Source organism: Burkholderia sp. PR2, from assembly GCF_052372875.1.
In the GTDB taxonomy this organism is placed as follows: Bacteria; Pseudomonadota; Gammaproteobacteria; order Burkholderiales; family Burkholderiaceae; genus Burkholderia; species Burkholderia diffusa.
Genome location: NZ_JBQRWH010000004.1, coordinates 2,887,812 through 2,910,283 on the forward strand (window position 1 = coordinate 2,887,812; position 22,472 = coordinate 2,910,283).

A 22,472-nucleotide genomic window follows, 5' to 3' on the forward strand; every position below is an offset into this window, starting at 1 on the left:
CGCGCACCGCCCGGACTCGCGTCAGAACAGCGATTCGTCGACTTCCATCAGCGTCTTCGAACCGGCGCGCGCGGCGCGGATCGTCGCCGCCGTTTCGGGCAGCAGGCGCGCGAAGTAGAAGCGTGCGGTCGCGAGCTTCGACTTGTAGAACGGGTCGCCCGACGCTTCCTTGTCGAGGGCGAGGCGCGCCATGCGCGCCCAGAAGTACGAGAACACCAGGTGGCCCACGGTGCGCAGGTACGGCACGGCGGCAGCGCCGACTTCGTCCGGGTTCTGCATCGCCTTCATGCCGATTTCCATCGTCAGCTTCTGCACCTTGTCGCCGATGTCGGCGAGCGGGTTGATGAACTCGGCCATTTCCGGCTTCACGCCTTCGGCTTCCGCGAATTCCGTGACGAGCTTGCCGAATTTCTTCAGCTTCGCGCCCATGTCGCCGAGTACCTTGCGACCCAGCAGGTCGAGCGACTGGATCGAGTTCGTGCCTTCGTAGATCATGTTGATCCGCGCGTCGCGCACGTACTGCTCCATGCCCCACTCGGAGATGAAGCCGTGGCCGCCGTAGATCTGCATCGCGTGGTTGGTCGACTCGAACGCGTTGTCGGTCAGGAACGCCTTGATGATCGGCGTGAGCAGCGCGACGAGATCGGCCGCTTCCTTGCGCACCGCTTCGTCAGCGTGCGACAGTTCCTTGTCGATCTGCAGCGCGGACCAGTACGTGAACGCGCGCGCGCCTTCGGCGTAGGCCTTCTGCGTGAGCAGCATGCGGCGCACGTCCGGGTGCACGATGATCGGGTCGGCCGGCTTGTCCGGTGCCTTCGGGCCCGTCAGCGAGCGCATCTGCAGGCGCTCCTTCGCGTACGTCAGCGAGTTCTGGTATGCGACTTCCGTGAGACCCAGACCCTGCATGCCGACGCCCAGACGCGCGGCGTTCATCATCACGAACATCGCGTTGAGGCCCTTGTTCGGCTCGCCGACCATCCAGCCCTTCGCGTTGTCGAGGTTCATCACGCACGTCGAGTTGCCGTGGATGCCCATCTTGTGTTCGATCGAGCCACACTTGATGCCGTTGCGCTCGCCCGGCTCGCCCGCGGCGTCCGGAATGAACTTCGGCACGATGAACAGCGAGATCCCCTTGGTACCCTGCGGTGCGTCCGGCAGGCGTGCGAGCACGAGGTGGACGATGTTCTTCGACATGTCGTGCTCGCCGCTCGAGATGAAGATCTTCGTGCCGCTGATCGAGTACGAGCCGTCGCCGTTCGGTTCGGCCTTGGTGCGCAGGATGCCGAGGTCGGTGCCGCAGTGCGGCTCGGTCAGGCACATCGTGCCCGTCCATTCGCCCGACACGAGCTTCGGCAGATACTGCTTCTGGAGTTCCGGCGCGCCGTGCGCATGCAGGCATTCGTAGGCGCCGTGCGACAGGCCCGGATACATCGTCCACGCCTGGTTCGCCGAGTTCAGCATTTCGTAGAGCGCGTTGTTCACGAACGCGGGCAGGCCCTGGCCGCCGTAGTCCGGATCGCAGCCGAGCGCCGGCCAGCCGGCCTCGACGTACTGCTGGTACGCTTCCTTGAAGCCGGTCGGGGTCTTCACGACGCCGTCGCCTTCATACGTGCAGCCTTCACGGTCGCCGACCTGGTTCAGCGGGAACAGTACCTCGGAGCAGAACTTGCCCGCCTCCTCGAGGACCTGGTTGATCGTGTCGGCGTCGAGGTCCGCATGCCGCGGCATTTGCTTGACCTCGGCTTCGACGTTCAGAAGCTCGTGCAACACGAATTGCATGTCGCGCAGCGGCGCGGCGTACTGTCCCATGACTCTCTCCAAAGGTGGGCAAAACGGCTCGAGCTCCTGGCGGGCGGATCACGCGCCGCTAACGGCTCTCGCTCTGATACGAAACGATCGTCTTTTCCAGCGCGGCCCACGTGAGGCGCACGGCATCCGGCGAATGCAGGAATCGTGCGTCGTGATGCAGGCCGAGCGTGAAGCTGTACAACTCGAAGAGCATCAGGTCCGGATCCGTATCCGCACGCAGATGGCCTTCTTCCTTCGCCTGCGAAATGGCACGCAGCATCGCGGCACGCCAGGCCGTCACGCTCGCGATCAACTGCTCGCGCACGGGGCTGTCGGGCCGGTCGTCGTACTCGACGGCGCCGCTGATGTAGATGCATCCGGTCGTCACTTCCTGGATGCGCTTCTCCGTCCAGCGGGCCAGCATCGCCCGGAGGCGCGGCAAGCCTCGCGGCTCACGCAGGCTCGGAAAGAACACCTCGTTTTCGAAACGATGGTGATACTCGCGGACGACCTCGACCTGCAGGTCCTCGCGCGATCCGAAGTGCGCGAACACACCACTCTTGCTCATCTGCATGCGCTCGGCCAGCAGGCCGATCGTCAGCCCCTCCAGCCCGTCACGGCTGGCGAGGTCCAAAGCAGCTTCGAGTATCGCGGCACGCGTCTGTTCGCCTTTTCGCATAGCTATTTCTGTAACCGTTCGGGGGTTCGAATAAAATCGAACGGCCGTACTATTATTGAGTGCGGCCGCTCGCGAAACAAGGAAATTATTAGAAACCGGTGTCTAACCGAGCCGCTATTTTGCGCGATTCCGGCGGGACCGGAGCGGCTTTTCCGCACGAACGTGCGGACAGATTTTTGAAGCGAACGCTTAGTCTTCGTCAGTCGTAACCACCGACCGTCAGCGCCTTCATCACGATGCGGTACGTGTTGTATGCGAGCCAGTTCAGCATACGCTCGATGCGCGGCCGTGCGGCGTACCGGGCCGCATCAATTTCACGGCCTTCGGTGAAGGCGGCCGCGATTGCGTCGCGCAGTTCGTTGGTGATCTCATCGTAGCGCACCAGCACGACGTTCGCCTCATTGTTCAGCATCAGGCTCAGCGCGTCGAGGTTCGACGAGCCGACGGTCGCCCAGTTGTCGTCGATCACCGCCACTTTGCCGTGCAGGATCGTCTTGTCGTATTCCGCCACGCGCACGCCCGCGCGCAGCAGCGCGTGATACAGGAACGGCACGGCCGTATCGAGCGCCGTGAACTCGTTACGGCCGATCAGGATCCGCACGTCGACGCCGCGGCGTGCGGCGCCCGTCAGCGCGCGGCGCAGCTTGCGGCCCGGCATGAAATACGGATTCGCGAGCAGGATCCGCTGGCGCGCCTGGCCGATTGCGGCGAGATACGCCTTCTCGATCGCGCGGCGGTTCACGACATTGTCGCGCGCGACGAACGCGACGCTCGGCTCCGTCACGACCCGCAGCGCACCGGCCTTGATCCATCGGTGGCTGCGCATCCAGCGCCGGAACATGTCCGGGAACGCCTCGCCGCCGTGCAGCCCCGCCGCGTACTGCGCATAAGGCTTGTGGCCGAACTGGATGCGGTGCCACTGCAGCTCGAACGCGGCGCGCACGTCCGACACCGCCGGCCCGGCCATCTCGACCGCGAAATCCCAGCGCGGGAACGGTAGCGTCGCGCTGCCCTGCGTGTAGTCGTCGACGATGTTGATGCCGCCGCAGAACGCGACCGCATGATCGATCACCGCGAGCTTGCGGTGCGTGCGCGAGAAGCCGAAGCGGCCGAACAGGAAGCGGTTGTAGATGCAGTGCTCGACACCGGCCTCGGCCCACGTATCGAACAGCGGCAGGCGCGCGGTGCCGACGCCGTCGGTGATCACGCGCACGCGCACGCCGCGCTGCGCCGCGCGAATCAGCGCATCCGACACCGGGCGGCCGGCCGCGTCGTCGCAGAAGATGTAGGTTTCGAGCATCACCTGCTCGCGCGCCGCATCGATCCGTTCGATCAGCGCGTGGAAGAATTCGTTGCCGGTCTCGCAAAGGCGCACCGTGTTGCCGGCCGTGAACGCGAGCCGCGACGCGGAGCCGCGCTCCTGCAGGAACATCTGCCGCAATTGCGCGAAGCGCTTGCGGGTTTCCGCATTCATGCGGAAGAGCCGTGCGGCGATTGCGCGAGCGACACGCGCACGGGCAGTTGCAGGATCGCTTCGGCATTCGATGGCGAAAAGCAGCGCGCGGCCGCTTCGCGGAACGGCAGCCATGCGTAGTCGACATGCTCGCGCGGCGACAGCGTCACGTCGACGCGGCGCGGCACGCACAGGCCGAACCAGTGCTCGATATTGCGCGTGACGCCCGGCGCATAGCGATGCAGGTATTGCGGATAGATGCTGTATTCGATCCGGTGGTGCCAGTCGATCAGCGCGGTGGCCGGCACGTCGGGCGACCCGACCGAGATGCCGGTTTCCTCGGCGACTTCGCGCGCGGCCGTGAGCGCGAGCGGCTCGTCGAGCGCGTCCTTCGATCCGGTCACCGATTGCCAGAAATCGGGCTGGTCGGCACGCTTGATCACCAGTACGTCGAGTTCGGGTGTGTAGATCACGACGAGAACGGATTCGGGGATTTTCGGCGGCTTCGTCATCTTTGTTTCATGCGGCACAGGGCCGTGCGCCGGGCCTGGGCCCGAACGTGCGGCAAGTGCTGCGACTGTACCGCAAAAAGCGAAAAAGGCGCACAACGGCGCCTTTTTCGTTGGGCGTCGTGCGCGCGTCGCCGCGCACACGACCTGTGACAAGCGTTACGCCTTCGGCTGTTCCGGCTGACGCAGACGGATGTGCAGCTCGCGCAGCTGACGCTCGTCGACCGGGCTCGGCGCCTGCGTGAGCAGATCCTGCGCACGCTGCGTCTTCGGGAACGCGATCACGTCGCGGATCGAGTCGGCGCCGGCCATCATCGTGACGATGCGGTCGAGACCGAACGCGATACCGCCGTGCGGCGGCGCGCCGTACTGCAGCGCGTCCAGCAGGAAGCCGAACTTCGCCTGCGCTTCTTCCGCACCGATCTTCAGCGCGCGGAACACCTTGCTCTGCACTTCCTCGCGGTGGATACGCACCGAGCCGCCGCCGATTTCCCAGCCGTTCAGCACCATGTCGTACGCCTTCGCGAGGCAACGGCCCGGATCCGTCTCGAGGTACTCGAGGTGCTCGTCCTTCGGGCTGGTGAACGGGTGGTGCGCGGCGACGTAGCGCGCGTCTTCGTCGTCGTATTCGAACATCGGGAAGTCGACGACCCACAGCGGCTTCCAGCCGGCCTGGACGAGGCCGTTCGCCTTGCCGAATTCCGAATGGCCGATCTTCAGGCGCAGTGCGCCGAGGCTGTCGTTGACGACCTTCGCGCGGTCGGCCGCGAAGAAGATGATGTCGCCGTCTTCAGCGCCGGTGCGCTCGAGGATCGCCGCGATCGATGCGTCGTGCAGGTTCTTGACGATCGGGCTTTGCAGGCCGTCGCGGCCCTTCGCCTTCTCGTTGACCTTGATCCAGGCGAGGCCCTTCGCGCCGTAGATGCGCACGAATTCCGTGTAACCGTCGATGTCGCCGCGCGACAGCTCGCCGCCCTTCGGCACGCGCAGCGCCGCGACACGGCCGTCCTTCGCGTTGGCCGGCGTGCTGAACACCTTGAAGTCGACGTCCTTCATCGCGTCGGTCAGCTCGGTGAATTCGAGTTGCACACGCAGGTCCGGCTTGTCCGAACCGAAACGCGCCATCGCTTCCGAGTACGGCATCACCGGGAATTTCGCGTCGAGTTCGACGTCGATCGTCGTCTTGAAGATGTGACGGATCATGTCTTCGAACAGGTCGCGGATTTCCTGCTCGCCGAGGAACGACGTCTCGCAGTCGATCTGCGTGAATTCCGGCTGACGGTCGGCACGGAGGTCCTCGTCGCGGAAGCACTTGGTGATCTGGTAGTAACGGTCGAAGTTCGCGACCATCAGCAGCTGCTTGAACAGCTGCGGCGACTGCGGCAGCGCGAAGAACTGCCCCGCGTTCACGCGCGACGGCACGAGGTAGTCGCGCGCGCCTTCCGGCGTGCTCTTCGTCAGCATCGGCGTTTCGATGTCGATGAAGCCCTGCTCGTCGAGGTACTTGCGCGCTTCGATCGCGACGCGGTAGCGCAGGCGCAGGTTGTGCTGCATCTGCGGACGGCGCAGGTCGAGCACGCGGTGCGTGAGACGCGTCGTTTCCGACAGGTTGTCGTCGTCGAGCTGGAACGGCGGCGTGACCGACGCGTTCAGCACGATCAGCTCGTGGCACAGCACTTCGATCTTGCCGCTCTTCAGGCCGGCGTTGACCGTGCCTTCCGGACGGTTGCGCACGAGACCCTTGATCTGCACGCAGAACTCGTTGCGCACGCCTTCGGCGGTCGCGAACATCTCCGCGCGATCCGGATCGCACACCACCTGCACGAGGCCTTCACGATCGCGCAGGTCGATGAAGATCACACCGCCGTGATCGCGGCGGCGCTGCACCCAGCCGCACAGCGACACGGTTTGGCCCAGCAGGTGTTCGGTCACGAGACCGCAGTATTCAGTACGCATCGACATGATGTTTGCTTTCGTTCGGTTTGATCAACGGGTGCCGCAACGCGCGGCCCGGGCGATGATTCTTTACTTACAGCGGCGGCTCGACGGGACGACGGGCGGGCGCCGGAGCGGGCGCCGAAGGCGCCACGACGCCCATCGAGACGATGTACTTGAGCGCGGCATCGACCGACATGTCGAGTTCGATGACTTCGCTCTTCGGCAGCATCAGGAAGAAGCCCGACGTCGGGTTCGGCGTCGTGGGCACGTACACGCTCACGTACTCTTCCGTCAGATGGTTGACCACGTCGCCGCCGGGCGTGCCGGTCAGAAACGCAATCGTATACGAGCCGCGACGCGGGTATTCGATCAGCAGCGCCTTGCGGAACGCGTTGCCGCTGCTCGACAGCAGCGTGTCCGACACCTGCTTGACGCTCGTGTAGATCGGCCCGACGACCGGGATGTGACGCACGACCGCGTTCCACCACGTGACGAGCTTCTGGCCGATGAAGTTCTGCGTGGCCAGCCCGACGACGAAGATGAACGCGAGCGTCAGCACCGCGCCGATCCCCGGCAGGTGGAAGCCGAGCATCCGCTCCGGCTGCCACGATTCGGGCAACAGCAGCAGCGTCTGGTCCATCGTGCCGATGATGAGGCCGAGCACCCACAGCGTGATCGCGAGCGGGACGAGAACCAGCAGGCCGGTCAGGAACACCGTTTTCAGGGTCGTCTTTTTCATCATCTGCCGTCAATGAACCGCGCCGGAAGCGCGGGTTGGTCGCGGCCCGGCCGGGCCGCGACAGTCAACTGCTGGCGGCGGGCGCTGCAGCCGGGGCGGGCGCGGCGCTCGTCGTCGTACTTTCGGAGCTCGCGGCAGCGGGCGCGGCTGCCGCAGGCGCCGCGGCGGCCGGTGTTGCCGCCGTGTCGCCGGACGCCGTCGCCGGCGCGCTGGTGCCGCTCGAGCCACCGCGGAAATCGGTGACATACCAGCCGGAGCCCTTCAGCTGGAAGCCGGCGGCGGTGACCTGCTTGCGAAAAGCATCCTTCCCGCATTCGGGGCATTGCGACAGCGGCGCGTCGCTCATCTTCTGGAGCACGTCCTTCGCGAAACCGCACGCTTCGCATCGATAGGCGTAGATCGGCATGATATTTTTCCCGCAGAAACTGGAAACGGCTTGCAAAACCTTGAATTATAGCTGAAACCCCGGCGCGCTCCGGCAACGGCCGCGACGCCCGAGCTTCAGCGACGGCGCCACGTGAGCCAGCGCTCGTGCCCTTCGAACACGGCCAGCGAATCGGTCACCGGCAGATCCTCGATCAGTTCGAAGTGCGGCGCGAGCAGCGCATCGAGTTCCGCGCGCTCGATGCCGAACGGCGGCCCCTTTGGTTTCGCCGTCACGAAGAAATAACCGGCCAGCAGCGCACCGGCGGGCAGCAGTTCGGCCATCCGCGCCGCATAGCCGGCGCGCAGGCTCGGCGGCAACGCGCACAGGAACGCGCGCTCGTACACCCACTGCACATCGAACGGCGGTCGGTACGCGAAGAAATCGGCCTGCTCCACGACGTCCGCATGCGCGCCGAGCTGCGCCTTCGCCGCCGCCACCGCCTGCGCCGAGAAATCGATCGCGCGCACGGGCCAGCCGGCCTGCGCGAGCCAGCCGGCCTCCTGCGCACTGCCGCAGCCCGGAATCAGCACCGCACAAGGCTCGAGGCGCTGGGCAAACGCGCGAAACCCGTTCGGCACGCCGCCGAACTCCCACGGCGTCACGCCGCGCGCGAAACGCTCGTCCCAGAACGCGGCGTTGCCGGGGTCGCGCGTCTCGAAATCGGCGGTGCTCGATGCGGGCGGTCGTTTCGGTTCGGACATCGCGCGGCTCCCTTCGGTCATGCGCCGTATGCGAGCGCGAGCAGCACGCGCGCGACGAGCGCCCCGACGCCGACGGCAAGGCCGAAGATCAGCAATGCCTGAAGCAGCCGGTTGGTACGTTTCTGCTCGACGAGGATCTGACGCATCAGGTCCTCGCTCGCCGCGCGCGGTGCGTCGTGGTGCGCCGCCATCGCGTGGTGGATCAGGCGCGGCAGTTGCGGCAGCGTCTTGCTCCACTGCGGCGCTTCGACCTTGAAGCGCTCGTACCAGCCGCGCAGGCCGATCTGCTCGGTCATCCAGCGCTCGAGATACGGCTTCGCCGTCTTCCACAGGTCGAGTTCAGGATCGAGGGAACGGCCGAGCCCCTCGACGTTCAGCATCGTCTTCTGCAGCAGCACGAGCTGCGGCTGGATCTCGACGTTGAAGCGGCGCGACGTCGAGAACAGACGCATCAGCACCTGACCGAGCGAGATGTCCTTCAGTGCGCGGTCGAAATATGGCTCGCACACCGCGCGGATCGCGCTTTCGAGCTCCTCGACGCGTGTCTCGGGCGGCACCCAGCCCGATTCGAGGTGCAGCGTCGCGACGCGGTGGTAGTCGCGCTTGAAGAAGGCGAGGAAGTTCTGCGCGAGGTAGTTCTTGTCGAAATCCGACAACGCGCCGACGATCCCGAAATCGAGCGCGATATAGCGGCCGAACGTGTTCGGATCGAGGCTCACCTGGATGTTGCCCGGGTGCATGTCCGCATGAAAGAAACCGTCGCGGAACACCTGCGTGAAGAAGATCTCGACGCCTTCGCGCGCGAGCTTCTTGATGTCGACGCCGGCCGAGCGCAGCGTCTCGACCTGGCTGATCGGCACGCCGGTCATGCGCTCCATCACGAGCACCTGCGACGTCGAGAAATCCCAGAACATCTCGGGCACGAGCAGCAGGTCGAGGCCCGCGAAGTTGCGGCGCAGCTGGCTGCCGTTCGCGGCCTCGCGCATCAGGTCCAGTTCGTCGTGCAGATACTTGTCGAATTCGGCGACGACTTCGCGCGGCTTCAGGCGCCGGCCGTCTGCCCACATGCGCTCCGTCCACGTCGCGATGTCGCGCATCAGCGCGAGGTCCGAATCGATCACCGGCAGCATGTTCGGGCGCAGCACCTTGACCGCGACGGCCTTGCCCGCGTGCACGCCCTGCTTGAGCTTCGCGAAGTGCACCTGCGCGATCGACGCGCTCGCGACCGGCTCGCGCTCGAATTCGTCGAACAGCTCGTCGACCGGCGCGCCGAGCGACTTCTCGATGATCGCGATCGCGACCGCCGAATCGAACGGCGGCACCTGGTCCTGCAGCTTCGCGAGTTCGTTCGCGAAATCGACCGACAGCAGGTCGCGGCGTGTCGACAGCACCTGGCCGAACTTCACGAAGATCGGGCCGAGGCTTTCGAGCGCGTGACGCAGCCGCACGGCGGGCGGATCGGAATAGCGGCGGCCGATCGTCGTGATCCGCAACAGCAGCTTCACGCGCCGGTCGTCGATCCGGGACAGCATCACTTCGTCGAGGCCAAAGCGGATGACGGTGTAGACAATCTTGATGAAACGGAAAATGCGCATGCCCTGCGGCCCTCAGTGCGCGCCGCGCGGGCCGGAGCCCGTGCGCGCGCCGATTTTTTGTTCGAGTCGCTCGACCCGCTTTTCGACCCGCGCGAGCGCATCGCGCGCACGCGCCAGTTCGGCGTCGAAACCGCCGAGCACCGTGCGCCGGACGACTTGCGGGTTTTCGTCGAGCCAGTATTCGGCGACGGAATCGAGCACGTTGCGGCCGGTGCGGCGCGCGCGCGCGCCGGCGTCGCGCACGACCGTCGCGATCCGGTGCGCCGCCGCGTCGCCAACCAGCTTCGCGAGATCTTCCTCAGGTTCCCAGCGCAGGTGCTCGGCCAGCTTCGCGATCTGCGTCGCGAACTCCGCGTCCCCCTCGATCTTCACGTGCTTCATCACGGCCGCCTGGCCGCCCTGCAGGAATGCGGCGACGGTGTCGCCCGCGAGTGCGATCGACACGTCGACGTGTTTCGCATCGTGCGCTTCCACAGCGGACAGATAGCCGTCGGGCTGCACGAGCAGCGTCAGCGTGACGGGCGGCACGTCGAGCCGGGCGGTCTTGCCCGCGTAGGGGATCAGGCGGTCGCGCGCCCACGATTCGCGCGCGAGCAGGTGATTGACAGCAGCAGCAAAAGGCTTGGCGGCAAAGGTCATCGGGCTGGGAAAGAAAAAACCCGCGCGGGCCGGGCGCCCACGCGGGTTTCTATTGTAACGTCGGATCGTCGGTAGACCGCGGCCAACCGCACACCCAGGCGGCAAGCGGTCGCAGTGCGGCAGCCGTCGACCAGGCATCCGGCGGCGCGGGCCGCCGGTCACGCTCAATGCGTGTTGAGTTGCTGGATGCCCGCGAGCAGCCAGCCCTGACTGCCCGACTTCGACAGGTTCCACACCTCGTCGAACGGTGCGGCCGACGCATTCGCCGATTCGCGGATCAGCCCGTGGAAGCGCACGCTCGCCGACTGCTCGATGCCGCGATCCTCGATCGCGACCAGCTCCGCGTCGAGCTGCACGACGTCGGTCTGGTTCGACTCGTTGCCGCGCGAATCGAGGTCGATCTTGATCTCGGCGAACATTTCGGGCGTCGTGAACTCGCGGATGTCGGCCAGGTTGCCCTGGTCCCACGCGGCCTGCAGGCGCACGAAATAGACCTTCGCGCTGCGCAGGAACGCTTCGGTGTCGAAGCCCGCCGGCACCTGCAGCGGCGCGGCCGCCATCGCGCCCGCCGCGCCGGCGGCGGCTGCGCCGCCGCCGAACACGCCTTGCGCTTCGTTCGCATAGCTGCTGCCGCTGCCGGCATAGTTGTTACCGGTGCTGCCCTGCTGGAACGACGGGCTCTGCGAGTAGCCGCCCGACGACGATGCCGAACCGCCCACCGAGTACGCCGGTTCGTGCGGGCGGCGACGGTTCATGAACTTGCGGATCAGCCAGATGCCGACCATCGCGAGCAATGCGATCACGATGACGTTCGCCATCATGCTCGCGAACGCGCCGCCCAGGCCGAAGTGCGACAGCAGCGCCGCGATGCCGAGGCCGGCCGCGAGACCGGCGATCGGCCCGAGCCAGCGCGAGCGGTTCGGCTGCGCGGCCGGAGCCGGTGCGGCCGGGTTCGCGCGCTGCGCCTGCGTCGGCGCGGCCTGCTGCATCGGCTGCTGCGCGGGCGGCGTGGCCTGGCGCTGCGTGACGGTGGAGTTTTGACGGCCGATGCTGCGCCCGCCGCCCATGCGCTTGGCTTCGGCATCGAGCGATGCGAACGTGCCGGCCGTGAGCAGGCCGACCATCAGCAGCGTGCCGACCCGTCGAGCCCACGGCTTCGACGGCTTGCTACGGTTGAACAACGAACGCGATTCGGACATCACTTTCTCCAGATGTAAGGCGAATGTATGGAAAGAACCCCTTAGTACTTGGTTCCCATGTGTAAAGCTACCACGCCACCTGACAAATTGTAATATTTGACGGCGTCGAGGCCCGCTTGTTCCATCATCGTCTTCAGCGTGTCCTGATCGGGGTGCATCCGGATAGATTCAGCAAGATACCTGTAACTTTCGGCATCTTTCGCGAACTTGTCGCCAAGCCACGGTAATACTTTGAAAGAATACAAATCGTACGCTTTTTTCAGCGGATCCCAGACTTTCGAGAATTCCAGCACCATCACGCGGCCGCCGGGCTTCGTCACGCGGCGCATCTCGGCGAGCGCGGCGTCCTTGTGCGTCATGTTGCGCAGCCCGAACGCGACCGTGACCACATCGAAGTAGTTGTCCGGAAAGGGGGTTTTCTCGGCGTCGCACAGCAGCGACGGCGTCACGATGCCCTTGTCGAGCAGCCGGTCGCGGCCGACGCGCAGCATCGATTCGTTGATGTCGGTGTGCCAGACCTCGCCCGTCGGGCCCGCCGCCTTCGCGAACGCCTTGGTCAGGTCGCCCGTGCCAGCCGCGATGTCGAGCACCTTGAAGCCGGGGCGCACGTTCGCCTGCGCGATCGTGAACGCCTTCCACGCGCGGTGCATGCCCGCCGACATCAGGTCGTTCATCAGATCGTAGTTGCTCGCGACCGAATGGAACACACCCGCCACTTTCTTCGCTTTTTCGGTTTCCTCGACGCTTTCGAAGCCGAAGTGGGTTTTGCTCATCGCGTTGATCCTCAGTTAATGGCAAGACGGCGCCGATCGGGCGCCGTCGATTTCAGTGGCAGTGGCCGTGCGGCGCGGGGGCCGCCTGCATCGGCGCGTCGCGCTCGACGCCCGCCGCCTTCAGTTTGTCGAAATAGTCGCGCCACAGCGCGTCCTGCTGCGTCGCCAGTTCGTACAGCAGATCCCACGAGTAGATGCCGGTCGAATGGCCGTCCGAGAACGTCGGCTGCAGCGCGTAGTTGCCCACACCCTCGAGCGCGGTGATCGTCACTTCGCGCTTGCCCGTCTGCAGCGTCTCCTGGCCTGGCCCGTGGCCGCGCACCTCGGCCGACGGCGAATAAACGCGCATCAGCTCGAACGGAATCCGGTAGCTCTCGCCGTTCGGGTACTGCAATTCAAGCACGCGCGACACCGCGTGCACGACGACGCCGGACGGAATCGGCGTCGTGGAAGTCAAACCGCTCATGGCTGCCTCGAATCTGTCATGCGTTGAATTTCCTCGCGCACCGCATTGTGCAGCAGCGAGGCCTGCGCCGCGCGCGCGCGCAGCAGCGCCTCTGACACGCTGCGCTGGCGCGGCGCCCAGACGGGCTGCGGGAAATGGGCGTCGTTGGAGAAGCGCGGGATCACGTGCCAGTGCACGTGCGGCACCATGTTGCCGAGGCTCGCGAGATTCACCTTGTTCGGCTGCATCACGCGGCGCACTGCCCGTTCGACCGCGTAGACCACGCGCATCAGGTGTGCCCGCTCGGGTTCGCCGAGATCGGAGAACTCGGCCACGTGCGCGCCCCAGATCACCCGGCAGAAACCCGGGTAGTCGTGCTCGCCCGTCGCCAGCACGACGCGCAGCGCATCGTCCTGCCAGAGCACCTCGCCGCCGTCTTCACGGCAAAACACGCATTCCATCGTCGCTCCCATGTGGACGGGCGCCGGCGCTTCAGCGCAGGCGCCCGCTCTCATCCTTGGCCCGGCCGGGCGGTCGTCATGCCCGCATTAGACCAGCACGCGCTCGATCCCGCCATTGTTCGCGTGTGCGACATAGTCGGCCATCCAGTTCTCGCCGAGCACCTGGCGCGCGATCTCGACCACGATGTAGTCGGCCTCGATGTTCGCATCCTCGTTGTAGCGCGACAGGCCCTGCAGGCACGACGGGCAGCTCGTCAGGATCTTCACGTCCGGGCCGCCGTTCGCGGCCGGCGCCGGTGCGCTCGCGCCGTCGGCGACGACCGGGATGCTGCGCAGCTTCGCGGCACCCTTGCGGATCTCTTCTTCCTTGCGGAAGCGGACCTGCGTCGACACGTCCGGGCGCGTGACCGCGAGCGTGCCCGATTCGCCGCAGCAACGGTCGTTCTTCTCGATCTTGTAGCCGTCCTTCTCCGTGCCCATCAGCTCGTTGACGAGCTTGACCGGGTCCATCGTCTTGATCGGCGTGTGGCACGGGTCGTGATACATGTAGCGCGTGCCCGTCACGCCGTCGAGCTTCATCCCCTTCTCGAGCAGGAACTCGTGGATGTCGATGATCCGGCAGCCCGGGAAGATCTTGTCGAATTCGTAGCCCGCGAGCTGGTCGTAGCAGGTGCCGCACGACACGACCACCGTCTTGATGTCGAGGTAGTTCAGCGTGTTCGCGACCCGGTGGAACAGCACGCGGTTGTCGGTGACGATCTTCTCGGCCTTGTCGTACTGGCCCGAGCCGCGCTGCGGATAGCCGCAGCACAGGTAGCCCGGCGGCAGCACGGTCTGCACGCCCGCCTCCCACAGCATCGCCTGCGTAGCCAGCCCGACCTGCGAGAACAGGCGCTCGGAGCCGCAGCCCGGGAAGTAGAACACCGCTTCCGAATCGACGGTCGTCGACTTCGGGTTGCGGATGATCGGCACGATCTTGTTGTCCTCGATGTCGAGCAGCGCGCGCGCCGTCTTCTTCGGCAGGTTGCCCGGCATCTTCTTGTTGACGAAGTGGATCACCTGCTCGACCACGGGCGGCTTGCCGACCGTCGCCGGCGGGTGCTGCGTCTGCTTCGTCACGACCTTCTTCAGCATGTCGTTCGCGAAGCGCTGCACCTTGTAGCCGACGCCCATCATCACGCTGCGCGCGGCGTTGATCGTCTGCGGATTGGTCGCGTTCAGGAAGAACATGCCCGCCGCATTGCCGGCGTTGAATTTCTTCTTGCCCATCTTGCGCAACAGGTTGCGCATGTTCATCGTGACGTCGCCGAAGTCGATCTTCACCGGGCACGGCGTCGCGCACTTGTGGCACACCGTGCAGTGGTCGGCCACGTCGTTGAACTCGTCCCAGTGCTTGATCGACACGCCGCGGCGCGTCTGTTCTTCATACAGGAACGCCTCGACCAGCAGCGAGGTCGCGAGAATCTTGTTGCGCGGGCTGTACAGCAGGTTCGCGCGCGGCACGTGCGTCGCGCACACCGGCTTGCACTTGCCGCAGCGCAGGCAGTCCTTCACCGAATCGGCGATCGCGCCGATGTCGGACTGCTGCATGATCAGCGACTCGTAGCCCATCAGCCCGAAGCTCGGCGTATAAGCGTTGCGCAGGTCGGCGCCTTCGAGCAGCTTGCCCTTGTTGAAGCGGCCGTTCGGGTCGACGCGCTGCTTGTACGCGCGGAATTCGGCGATCTCGTCGTCGGTCAGGAACTCGAGCTTCGTGATGCCGATGCCGTGTTCGCCGGAGATCACGCCGTCAAGCGAACGCGCGAGCGTCATGATGCGCGCGACCGCCGCGTGGGCGTCCTGCAGCATCTCGTAGTTGTCGGAGTTGACCGGCAGGTTCGTGTGAACGTTGCCGTCGCCTGCGTGCATGTGCAGCGCGACGAACACGCGCCCGCGCAGCACCTGCTTGTGGATCGCCTGCGCCTCGTCGAGGATCTGCTTGAACGCGCCGCCGTTGAAGATCGCGCGCAGCTCCGCGCGGATCTCCTGCTTCCACGAGATGCGCACCGTGCGGTCCTGCGTGACGTGGAACACGGTCGCGCCCGGCTGATCGTCCGCCCGATCGGCGAACTTCTCGGCGAGCGCCTCGTAGCCGAGCTGCACGAGATAGTGCTGCGCCTCGCGCAGCGGCTGGTCGAGCCGGTCGCGCACGAATTCCCAGCGCGCACGCACGCGCTTGAGCAGCTCCAGCGCCTGTTGCACGCGATCCTCGAGCAGTTCGGCGCTCGGGATTTCATTCGCGTCGTCGGTCTTGCCGAGCGGCAGGTTGCCGGCGCGGAAGAACGCTTCGAGCGCGTCGACCAGCTGCAGCTTGTTCTTCAGCGACAGCTCGATGTTGATCCGCTCGATGCCGTCGGTGTACTCGCCCATCCGGTTCAGCGGGATGACGACGTCCTCGTTGATCTTGAACGCGTTCGTGTGCTTCGCGATCGCGGCCGTGCGGCTGCGGTCGAGCCAGAAGCGCTTGCGCGCCTCCGCGCTGATCGCGACGAAGCCTTCGCCGCTCTTGCCGTTCGCCATCCGGATCACTTCGGACGTCGCGTGCGCGACCGCATCGGCGTCATCGCCGACAATGTCGCCGATCAGCACCATCTTGGGGAATGCGTTGCGCTTGCTCTTGGTCGCGTAGCCGACCGCGCGCAGATAGCGCTCGTCGAGGTGCTCGAGGCCCGCGAGAATCGCGCCGCCCTGCTTCGACGTCTCGAACAGGTAATCCTTGATCTCGACGATGCTCGGGATCGCCTCGCGCGCCTGGCCGAAGAATTCGAGACAGACGGTGCGCGTGTGCGCGGGCATCTTGTGCAGCACCCAGCGCGCGGACGTGATCAGCCCGTCGCAGCCTTCCTTCTGCACGCCCGGCAGGCCGGCCAGGAACTTGTCGGTGACGTCCTTGCCGAGGCCTTCCTTGCGGAACCGGCGGCCTTCGATCTCGAGCATCTCGCTCTTCAGCAGCTTCTCGCCCGGCGCGTACGCGCCGTCGAACCACTTCAGCTCGAAACGCGCGACCGCGATGTCGTGGATCTTGCCCTGGTTGTGCTCGTGGCGCGTGACTTCGAGCCAGTTGCCGTCCGGGTCGACCATCCGCCACCAGGCCAGGTTGTCGAGCGCGGTGCCCCACAGCACGGCCTTCTTGCCGCCGGCGTTCATCGCGACGTTGCCGCCGATGCACGATGCGTCCAGCGAGGTCGGATCGACCGCGAACACGTAGCCGGCCGCCTCGGCCGCCTCGGTCACGCGGCGCGTGACGACGCCCGCGCCGGAGAAGATCGTCGGCACCTTGTGCGCGACGCCCGGCAGCTCGGTCAGCTCGACCGCGCCGAGCTGTTCGAGCTTCTCGGTATTGATCACCGCGGAGAACGGCGTGAGCGGCACCGCGCCGCCCGTGTAGCCGGTGCCGCCGCCGCGCGGGATCACGGTGAGGCCGAGCTCGAAGCAGGCCTTGATGAGGCCGGCGATCTCGGCTTCGGTATCGGGGGTCAGCACGACGAACGGGTATTCGACGCGCCAGTCGGTCGCGTCGGTGACGTGCGACACGCGCGACAGCCCGTCGAAGCGGATGTTGTCCTTCTGCGTGCAGCGGCCGAGCGCCTTGGTCGCGCGGCGGCGCAGGTCGGCCATTTTCTCGAATTCGTCGGCGAACTCGTTGACCGCGCGCTGCGCGGCGGCTTCGAGCATCTCGACGCGTCCCGCACGTTCGCGGCCCGCGTCGTCGCGGTGCTCGGTCAGGTCGGCGCGACGGCGCTTGCCGATCTCGGTCAGGCGGTGATTCAGCGCCTCGATCAGCAGCGCGCGGCGCTTCGGGTTGTCGAGCAGGTCATCCTGCAGGTACGGGTTGCGGCGCACGACCCAGATATCGCCGAGCACTTCATACAGCATCCGTGCCGAGCGGCCCGTGCGGCGTTCGGCACGCAGCTCGTCGAGCACCGACCACGCTTCCTCGCCGAGCAGACGGATCACGATCTCGCGGTCGGAGAAGGACGTGTAGTTGTAGGGAATCTCGCGCAGACGGGGCGCGGGGTCGGCGGCGACGGCGGCGGCCGCGCCATTCGGATCGAAAACTTGTGGTGCGTTCATGTTCGGACGACTCGGAGGGCCGATACCCCGTGCACGGGCGTCGGCAAGCGCGTGGGCGCAATCTTGGGGAAATCTGTTCTGGTGCCAGGCGCGCGACTATCTCGCATGGGGCCGGAGCGGGTCTGAACTCACCGTTCCGGGCCGGCGGGGCCTGGCGGCACTCGGAGCCATCAGCACGATCGCGCGCGGCGCGCATGCCGCTCCGCCGCGGGGCTGGCTGCGCGCGGCGTCGGCTTCAACGGGGCGATCCGAGGGTGCCTCTGCATCTTCCGATCCTTGATTCAAAACGGAATTCTAACCCATGATCGGCCCGCCCGTGAGACGCCGGACAGCGCGTGGGGCTTTCGCCGCAACCCGCGCCGGGCCTGCTTCGGCGCGATTTCGCGCTCGCATTCGCCGTCCGTCCGGTCGGTAACCATGCGGTTAAACCGGTAAAAAAGAACATTCCGAGCGGCAAACATGCCCGCCGGCGCGGTTCCGCGACCGTACGCCCGGCATGCCGCTTGCGTGCGGACGGACCCTTGGCGCTATCATTGATCCTTTACCGTCTGCTTCCGCACTGCACGCGAGCGCCCATGGCATCCCACGATTACCTGAAGAAAATCCTTACCGCGCGCGTCTACGACGTCGCGCTCGAGACGGAACTCGAATCCGCCCGCAACCTGTCGGCCCGACTGCGCAACCCCGTCTACCTGAAGCGCGAGGACAACCAGCCGGTGTTCTCGTTCAAGCTGCGCGGCGCGTACAACAAGATGGCGCACATTCCGGCCGACGCGCTCGCGCGCGGCGTGATTACCGCGTCGGCCGGCAACCACGCACAGGGCGTCGCGTTCTCGGCGGCACGGATGGGCGTCAAGGCGGTGATCGTCGTGCCCATCACGACACCGCAGGTGAAAGTGGATGCGGTGCGCGCACACGGCGGCCCGAGCGTCGAGGTGATCCAGGCGGGCGAGTCGTACAGCGATGCTTACGCGCACGCGGTCAAGGTGCAGGCGGAGCGCGACCTCACGTTCGTCCACCCGTTCGACGATCCGTACGTGATCGCCGGCCAGGGCACGATCGCGATGGAAATCCTGCGTCAGCACCAGGGGCCGATTCACGCGATCTTCGTGCCGATCGGCGGCGGCGGGCTCGCGGCCGGCGTGGCGGCCTACGTCAAGGCGGTGCGGCCGGAAATCAAGGTGTTCGGCGTGCAGGCCGAGGATTCGTGCGCAATGGCGCAGTCGCTGCAGAAGGGCGAGCGCGTCGAGCTGAGCGAGGTCGGCCTGTTCGCGGACGGCACCGCGGTGAAGCTCGTCGGCGAGGAAACCTTCCGGCTCTGCCGCGAATTCCTCGACGGCGTGCTGACGGTCGACACCGACGCGCTGTGCGCGGCGATCAAGGACGTGTTCCAGGATACGCGCAGCGTGCTCGAACCGTCCGGCGCGCTCGCGGTCGCGGGCGCGAAACGCTACGCGGAGCGCGAAGGCATCGAGAACCAGACGCTCGTCGCGGTCACGTCCGGCGCGAACATGAACTTCGACCGGATGCGCTTCGTTGCCGAACGCGCGGAAGTCGGCGAGGCGCGCGAAGCCGTGTTCGCGGTCACGATCCCCGAGGAGCGCGGCAGCTTCAAGCGCTTCTGCTCGCTCGTGGGCGACCGCAACGTGACCGAGTTCAACTACCGGATCGCCGATGCGCAATCCGCGCACATCTTCGTCGGCGTGCAGATCAAGCGGCGTGACGAATCGGCCGAGATCGCCGCGAACTTCGAGTCGCACGGCTTCAAGACCGTCGACCTGACGCACGACGAGTTGTCGAAGGAACACATCCGCTACATGGTGGGCGGCCGCTCGCCGCTTGCGCTTGACGAACGCCTGTTCCGCTTCGAATTCCCGGAGCGGCCGGGCGCGCTGATGAAGTTCCTGTCGTCGATGGCGCCGGACTGGAACATCAGCCTGTTCCACTACCGCAACCAGGGCGCGGACTACAGCTCGATCCTCGTCGGGCTGCAGGTGCCGCAGGCCGATCGCGCCGAATTCGAACGCTTCCTCGCGGCGCTCGGCTATCCGTATGTCGAAGAGAGCGCCAATCCGGCTTACCGCCTCTTCCTGTCGTAAAGGCTTCGCGCAATGAATCCCGAACACTCCCCGCTCGGCAAGGCCACCGTCTACGCAGCCCAGTACGACGCGTCGCTGCTGTTCCCGATCCCGCGCGCGGGCGCGCGCGAGCAGCTCGGCATCACGGCCGCGCTGCCGTTCTTCGGCACCGACATCTGGAACGCCTACGAGCTGTCGTGGCTCAATGCGCGCGGCAAGCCGCAGGTCGCGGTCGCGACCTTCTACGTGCCGGCCGAATCGCCGAACATCGTCGAATCGAAGTCGTTCAAGCTGTATCTCGGCTCGTTCGCGCAGTCGAAGTTCGACTCGATCGACGCGGTGCGCGACACGCTCAAGCGCGACGTCTCGGCCGCATGCGGCGCGAGCGTCTCGGTGCAGCTCGTGTCGGCGCACGATTTCGGCAAGCTCGAGATGGAAGAGCTCGACGGACTGTCGCTCGACCGGCTCGACCTCGACACCGACGTGTACGAACCCGATCCGTCGCTGCTGTCGGCGGCCGAGGACGAAGCGCCGGTCGAGGAAACGCTCGTGTCCGATCTGCTGCGCTCGAACTGCCCGGTCACCGGCCAGCCCGACTGGGGCAGCGTGCAAATTCACTACGTCGGGCCGCAGATCGATCACGCGGGGCTGCTGCGCTACATCATCTCGTTCCGCAACCACACGGGCTTTCACGAGCAGTGCGTCGAGCGGATCTTCCTCGACATCCTGCATGCGTGCAAACCGGTGAAGCTCGCCGTCTATGCGCGCTATACGCGCCGCGGCGGGCTCGACATCAATCCGTTCCGCACCAACTACAACCAGCCGATGCCGGACAACGCGCGGACCGCGCGGCAGTAACACCGGCCCGCCCGAAACGAAACAGCCCCGCCGGCTCGCGTCGACGGGGCTGTTTCACTGTGCGCCGGGGATTGCGCGGGTGCGTTACTTCGCCGGCGCCTTGTAAGCGATGCAGTCGACTTCGACCTTGCAGTCGATGACCATGCTCGACTGCACGCATGCGCGTGCCGGCGGATGCTCGCCGAAGTACGACACGAACACCTTGTTGAACGATGCGAAATCGCGCGCGTCGTCGAGCCACACGCCGCAGCGCACGACGTGCTCGAGGCCGTAGCCGGCTTCCTTCAGGATCGCGATCACGTTCTCGATCGTCTGCTTCGACTGCGTGACGATGCCGCCTTCGACGACCTCGCCGTTCACCATCGGCGTCTGGCCCGACACGTACAGCCAGCCATCGGCCTCGACCGCACGTGCAAACGGCATCACCTGGCCGCCCGTTCCCTTCGCTTCGCCCACGCCATATCGCTTCATCGTTTCACTCCTTGTATGTCGACCGCAGCCCGCGCGTCAGCGCTGGCTCCGGCCCATGCAACGCACGGTTGCGGATGCGCGCACCGACGACGGCACGCGCGGCAGATCGGAACGACGACCGCGCTCAGAACGCGGCGTCGGCACTCGCCGGCACGCGCTCGCCGCGCGCGACGAAGCCGCCGGCGCGCTCGCCGGTCGGATGGCCGTTTTCATACGTGAGCACGCCGTTCACCCACACCGCGTCGATCCCGTGCGCGGGCTGCTGCGGCTTCTCGAACGTCGCGGCATCGATCACACGCGCCGGATCGAACAGCACGAGATCCGCGTGGTAGCCGACATGCACTTCGCCGCGCCGCGCGATCCCGTAGCGGCGCGCGGACAGCGACGTCATCTTGCGGATCGCCTCCTCGAGCGGCAGCAGGTTCGTGTCGCGCACGTAGTGGCCGAGCACGCGCGGGAATGCGCCCCACAGCCGCGGATGCGGCAGCGGATCGTTCGGCAGGCCGTCGGAGCCGACCATCGTCGCCGGATGCGACAGAATCCGCCGCACGTCGTCCTCGGACATGTTGTGGTACACGGCGCCCGCCGGGCGGATGCGTTGCGCGGCTTCCTGCTCGGTCACGCCCCAGTCGGCAGCGATCGCCTTCAGCAGCTTGCCCGCCACCTCCGGGTGCGGCTCCGACCACGTGATCGTGATGTCGATGTCGCCCGTCACCTGCTTCAGGTCGAGCGTCGACGAACTGCGGCTGTACGGATAGCAGTCGCAGCCGACCGGCTGGTAGCGGCGCGCGCCTTCGAGCGACGCGAGCACTTCCGTGCTGCGCCCCCAGTTCGACGGGCCCGCGCACTTCAGGTGCGAGATCACGACCGGCACGCGCGCATGGCGGCCAACCTGGTACGCCTCTTCCATCGCGTCGAGGATCGCGTCGAACTCGGTGCGCATGTGCGTCGTGTACAGCGCGCCCGCGTTCGCGAGCGGCTCGGCGAGCGCCATCACCTCTTCGGTCGGCGCCGCGAACGCGGAGCCGTACGCGAGGCCCGACGACAACCCCAGCGCGCCGTTCGCGAGCGCCTCCTCGAGCTGCGCGCGCATGCCGGCGATTTCGCCGTCGGTCGCCGCGCGATCGAGGCGGTCCATCTGGTTGTTGCGCAGCGCGGTGTGCCCGACGAGCGCCGCGACGTTCACGGCCGGACGCGCGTCGCTCACGGCCGCGACATAGGCGGCGAAGGTCGGGTACTGGAACGCGCCACGCTCGCCGAGCAGGTTCATCGGATCGGGCGGATCGCCCGCGAGCGTCACCGGCGACGCGCTGATCCCGCAGTTGCCGACGATCACCGTCGTCACACCCTGCGAGATCTTCGGCAGCATCTCCGGCGCGCGGATCACGTGCGTGTCGTCGTGCGTGTGCACGTCGACGAAGCCCGGCGCGAGCGCGCGGCCGTTCGCATCGACGACGGTCTCGGCAAGCCAGTTCGACAGATTGCCGATCGCCGCGATCACACCGCTGCGGATCGCGACGTCGCGCGTGACGGGCGGCGCGCCGGTGCCGTCGTACAGCTGCGCGCCGACGATCAGCGTATCGGCGGCTTCGGGATGCGAATGCAT

The 22,472-nt window shown here is 66.4% G+C and carries 19 protein-coding genes; 2 read left to right on the forward strand and 17 right to left on the reverse strand.

Annotation, left to right across the window (positions count from 1 at the left end):
• Window positions 1–21 precede the first annotated feature (21 nt).
• The 15 genes from ACT2FV_RS30540 to ACT2FV_RS30610 all read right to left on the reverse strand — a co-directional run bounded on the left by ACT2FV_RS30540 (window position 22) and on the right by ACT2FV_RS30610 (window position 17,459).
• Window positions 22–1,809, reverse strand: coding sequence for an acyl-CoA dehydrogenase C-terminal domain-containing protein (locus tag ACT2FV_RS30540; protein ID WP_059607654.1), 1,788 nt, complete (start codon window positions 1,807–1,809; stop codon window positions 22–24).
• A gap of 58 nt (window positions 1,810–1,867) precedes the next feature.
• Complete coding sequence (locus ACT2FV_RS30545; protein ID WP_006751498.1) at window positions 1,868–2,467, reverse strand: TetR/AcrR family transcriptional regulator; 600 nt, start codon at window positions 2,465–2,467, stop codon at window positions 1,868–1,870.
• 199 nt (window positions 2,468–2,666) lie between these two features.
• Entirely contained in the window at window positions 2,667–3,941 is a 1,275-nt protein-coding gene (gene clsB / locus ACT2FV_RS30550; protein ID WP_059607656.1) for a cardiolipin synthase ClsB, read from the reverse strand.
• The gene (nudB, locus tag ACT2FV_RS30555; RefSeq protein ID WP_124900920.1) at window positions 3,938–4,432 is read right to left on the reverse strand and encodes a dihydroneopterin triphosphate diphosphatase; all 495 of its coding nucleotides are present in this window, start codon (window positions 4,430–4,432) and stop codon (window positions 3,938–3,940) included. Before nudB ends, clsB begins: the two co-directional genes overlap by 4 nt.
• A 156-nt stretch (window positions 4,433–4,588) precedes the next feature.
• Entirely contained in the window at window positions 4,589–6,391 is a 1,803-nt protein-coding gene (gene aspS, locus ACT2FV_RS30560) for an aspartate--tRNA ligase (protein WP_059607657.1), read from the reverse strand.
• Window positions 6,392–6,458: 67 nt separating this feature from the next.
• Window positions 6,459–7,109 (reverse strand): DUF502 domain-containing protein, encoded by a 651-nt coding sequence (locus ACT2FV_RS30565; RefSeq protein ID WP_006477842.1) that lies wholly within the window; start codon window positions 7,107–7,109, stop codon window positions 6,459–6,461.
• Between the two features lie 61 nt (window positions 7,110–7,170).
• Entirely contained in the window at window positions 7,171–7,512 is a 342-nt protein-coding gene (locus ACT2FV_RS30570) for an FmdB family zinc ribbon protein (RefSeq protein ID WP_059607660.1), read from the reverse strand.
• A 95-nt stretch (window positions 7,513–7,607) separates the two neighbouring features.
• A complete protein-coding gene (locus ACT2FV_RS30575) occupies window positions 7,608–8,234 on the reverse strand; it encodes a TPMT family class I SAM-dependent methyltransferase (protein WP_226116174.1) in 627 nt (208 codons plus the stop codon).
• 17 nt (window positions 8,235–8,251) lie between these two features.
• Window positions 8,252–9,829 carry a ubiquinone biosynthesis regulatory protein kinase UbiB gene (gene ubiB, locus ACT2FV_RS30580; RefSeq protein WP_124621295.1) on the reverse strand — a complete coding sequence of 526 codons (1,578 nt, stop codon included), beginning with the start codon at window positions 9,827–9,829 and terminating at the stop codon, window positions 8,252–8,254.
• Between the two features lie 12 nt (window positions 9,830–9,841).
• Window positions 9,842–10,468, reverse strand: coding sequence for a ubiquinone biosynthesis accessory factor UbiJ (locus ACT2FV_RS30585; protein ID WP_059607665.1), 627 nt, complete (start codon window positions 10,466–10,468; stop codon window positions 9,842–9,844).
• A 164-nt stretch (window positions 10,469–10,632) separates the two neighbouring features.
• A complete protein-coding gene (locus ACT2FV_RS30590; RefSeq protein ID WP_444505329.1) occupies window positions 10,633–11,667 on the reverse strand; it encodes a Tim44 domain-containing protein in 1,035 nt (344 codons plus the stop codon).
• Between the two features lie 41 nt (window positions 11,668–11,708).
• Window positions 11,709–12,440: a bifunctional demethylmenaquinone methyltransferase/2-methoxy-6-polyprenyl-1,4-benzoquinol methylase UbiE gene (gene ubiE, locus ACT2FV_RS30595; protein ID WP_059607669.1), complete on the reverse strand. Its 732-nt coding sequence runs from the start codon at window positions 12,438–12,440 to the stop codon at window positions 11,709–11,711.
• 52 nt (window positions 12,441–12,492) lie between these two features.
• Window positions 12,493–12,906 (reverse strand): gamma-butyrobetaine hydroxylase-like domain-containing protein, encoded by a 414-nt coding sequence (locus ACT2FV_RS30600; protein WP_011886002.1) that lies wholly within the window; start codon window positions 12,904–12,906, stop codon window positions 12,493–12,495.
• On the reverse strand, window positions 12,903–13,346 hold the full coding sequence (locus ACT2FV_RS30605) for an HIT family protein (protein WP_059607671.1): 444 nt from the start codon (window positions 13,344–13,346) through the stop codon (window positions 12,903–12,905). Before ACT2FV_RS30605 ends, ACT2FV_RS30600 begins: the two co-directional genes overlap by 4 nt.
• 87 nt (window positions 13,347–13,433) lie before the next feature.
• Window positions 13,434–17,459: a DUF3683 domain-containing protein gene (locus ACT2FV_RS30610; protein WP_059607673.1), complete on the reverse strand. Its 4,026-nt coding sequence runs from the start codon at window positions 17,457–17,459 to the stop codon at window positions 13,434–13,436.
• A 575-nt stretch (window positions 17,460–18,034) separates the two neighbouring features.
• On the opposite strand from ACT2FV_RS30610, the gene ilvA reads away from it, so the two are divergent.
• Together ilvA and queF are read left to right on the forward strand one after the other, a co-directional pair.
• Window positions 18,035–19,558 (forward strand): threonine ammonia-lyase, biosynthetic, encoded by a 1,524-nt coding sequence (gene ilvA, locus ACT2FV_RS30615; protein WP_059607674.1) that lies wholly within the window; start codon window positions 18,035–18,037, stop codon window positions 19,556–19,558.
• A 12-nt stretch (window positions 19,559–19,570) separates the two neighbouring features.
• Window positions 19,571–20,395, forward strand: a complete 825-nt coding sequence (gene queF, locus ACT2FV_RS30620) for an NADPH-dependent 7-cyano-7-deazaguanine reductase QueF (protein ID WP_059607677.1) — start codon at window positions 19,571–19,573, stop codon at window positions 20,393–20,395.
• Window positions 20,396–20,479: 84 nt separating this feature from the next.
• On the opposite strand, the gene ACT2FV_RS30625 is transcribed toward queF, so the two are convergent.
• Together ACT2FV_RS30625 and ACT2FV_RS30630 are read right to left on the reverse strand one after the other, a co-directional pair.
• The gene (locus tag ACT2FV_RS30625; RefSeq protein ID WP_006751946.1) at window positions 20,480–20,866 is read right to left on the reverse strand and encodes a RidA family protein; all 387 of its coding nucleotides are present in this window, start codon (window positions 20,864–20,866) and stop codon (window positions 20,480–20,482) included.
• Window positions 20,867–20,990: 124 nt separating this feature from the next.
• Window positions 20,991–22,472 (reverse strand): N-acyl-D-amino-acid deacylase family protein, encoded by a 1,482-nt coding sequence (locus ACT2FV_RS30630; RefSeq protein WP_444505330.1) that lies wholly within the window; start codon window positions 22,470–22,472, stop codon window positions 20,991–20,993.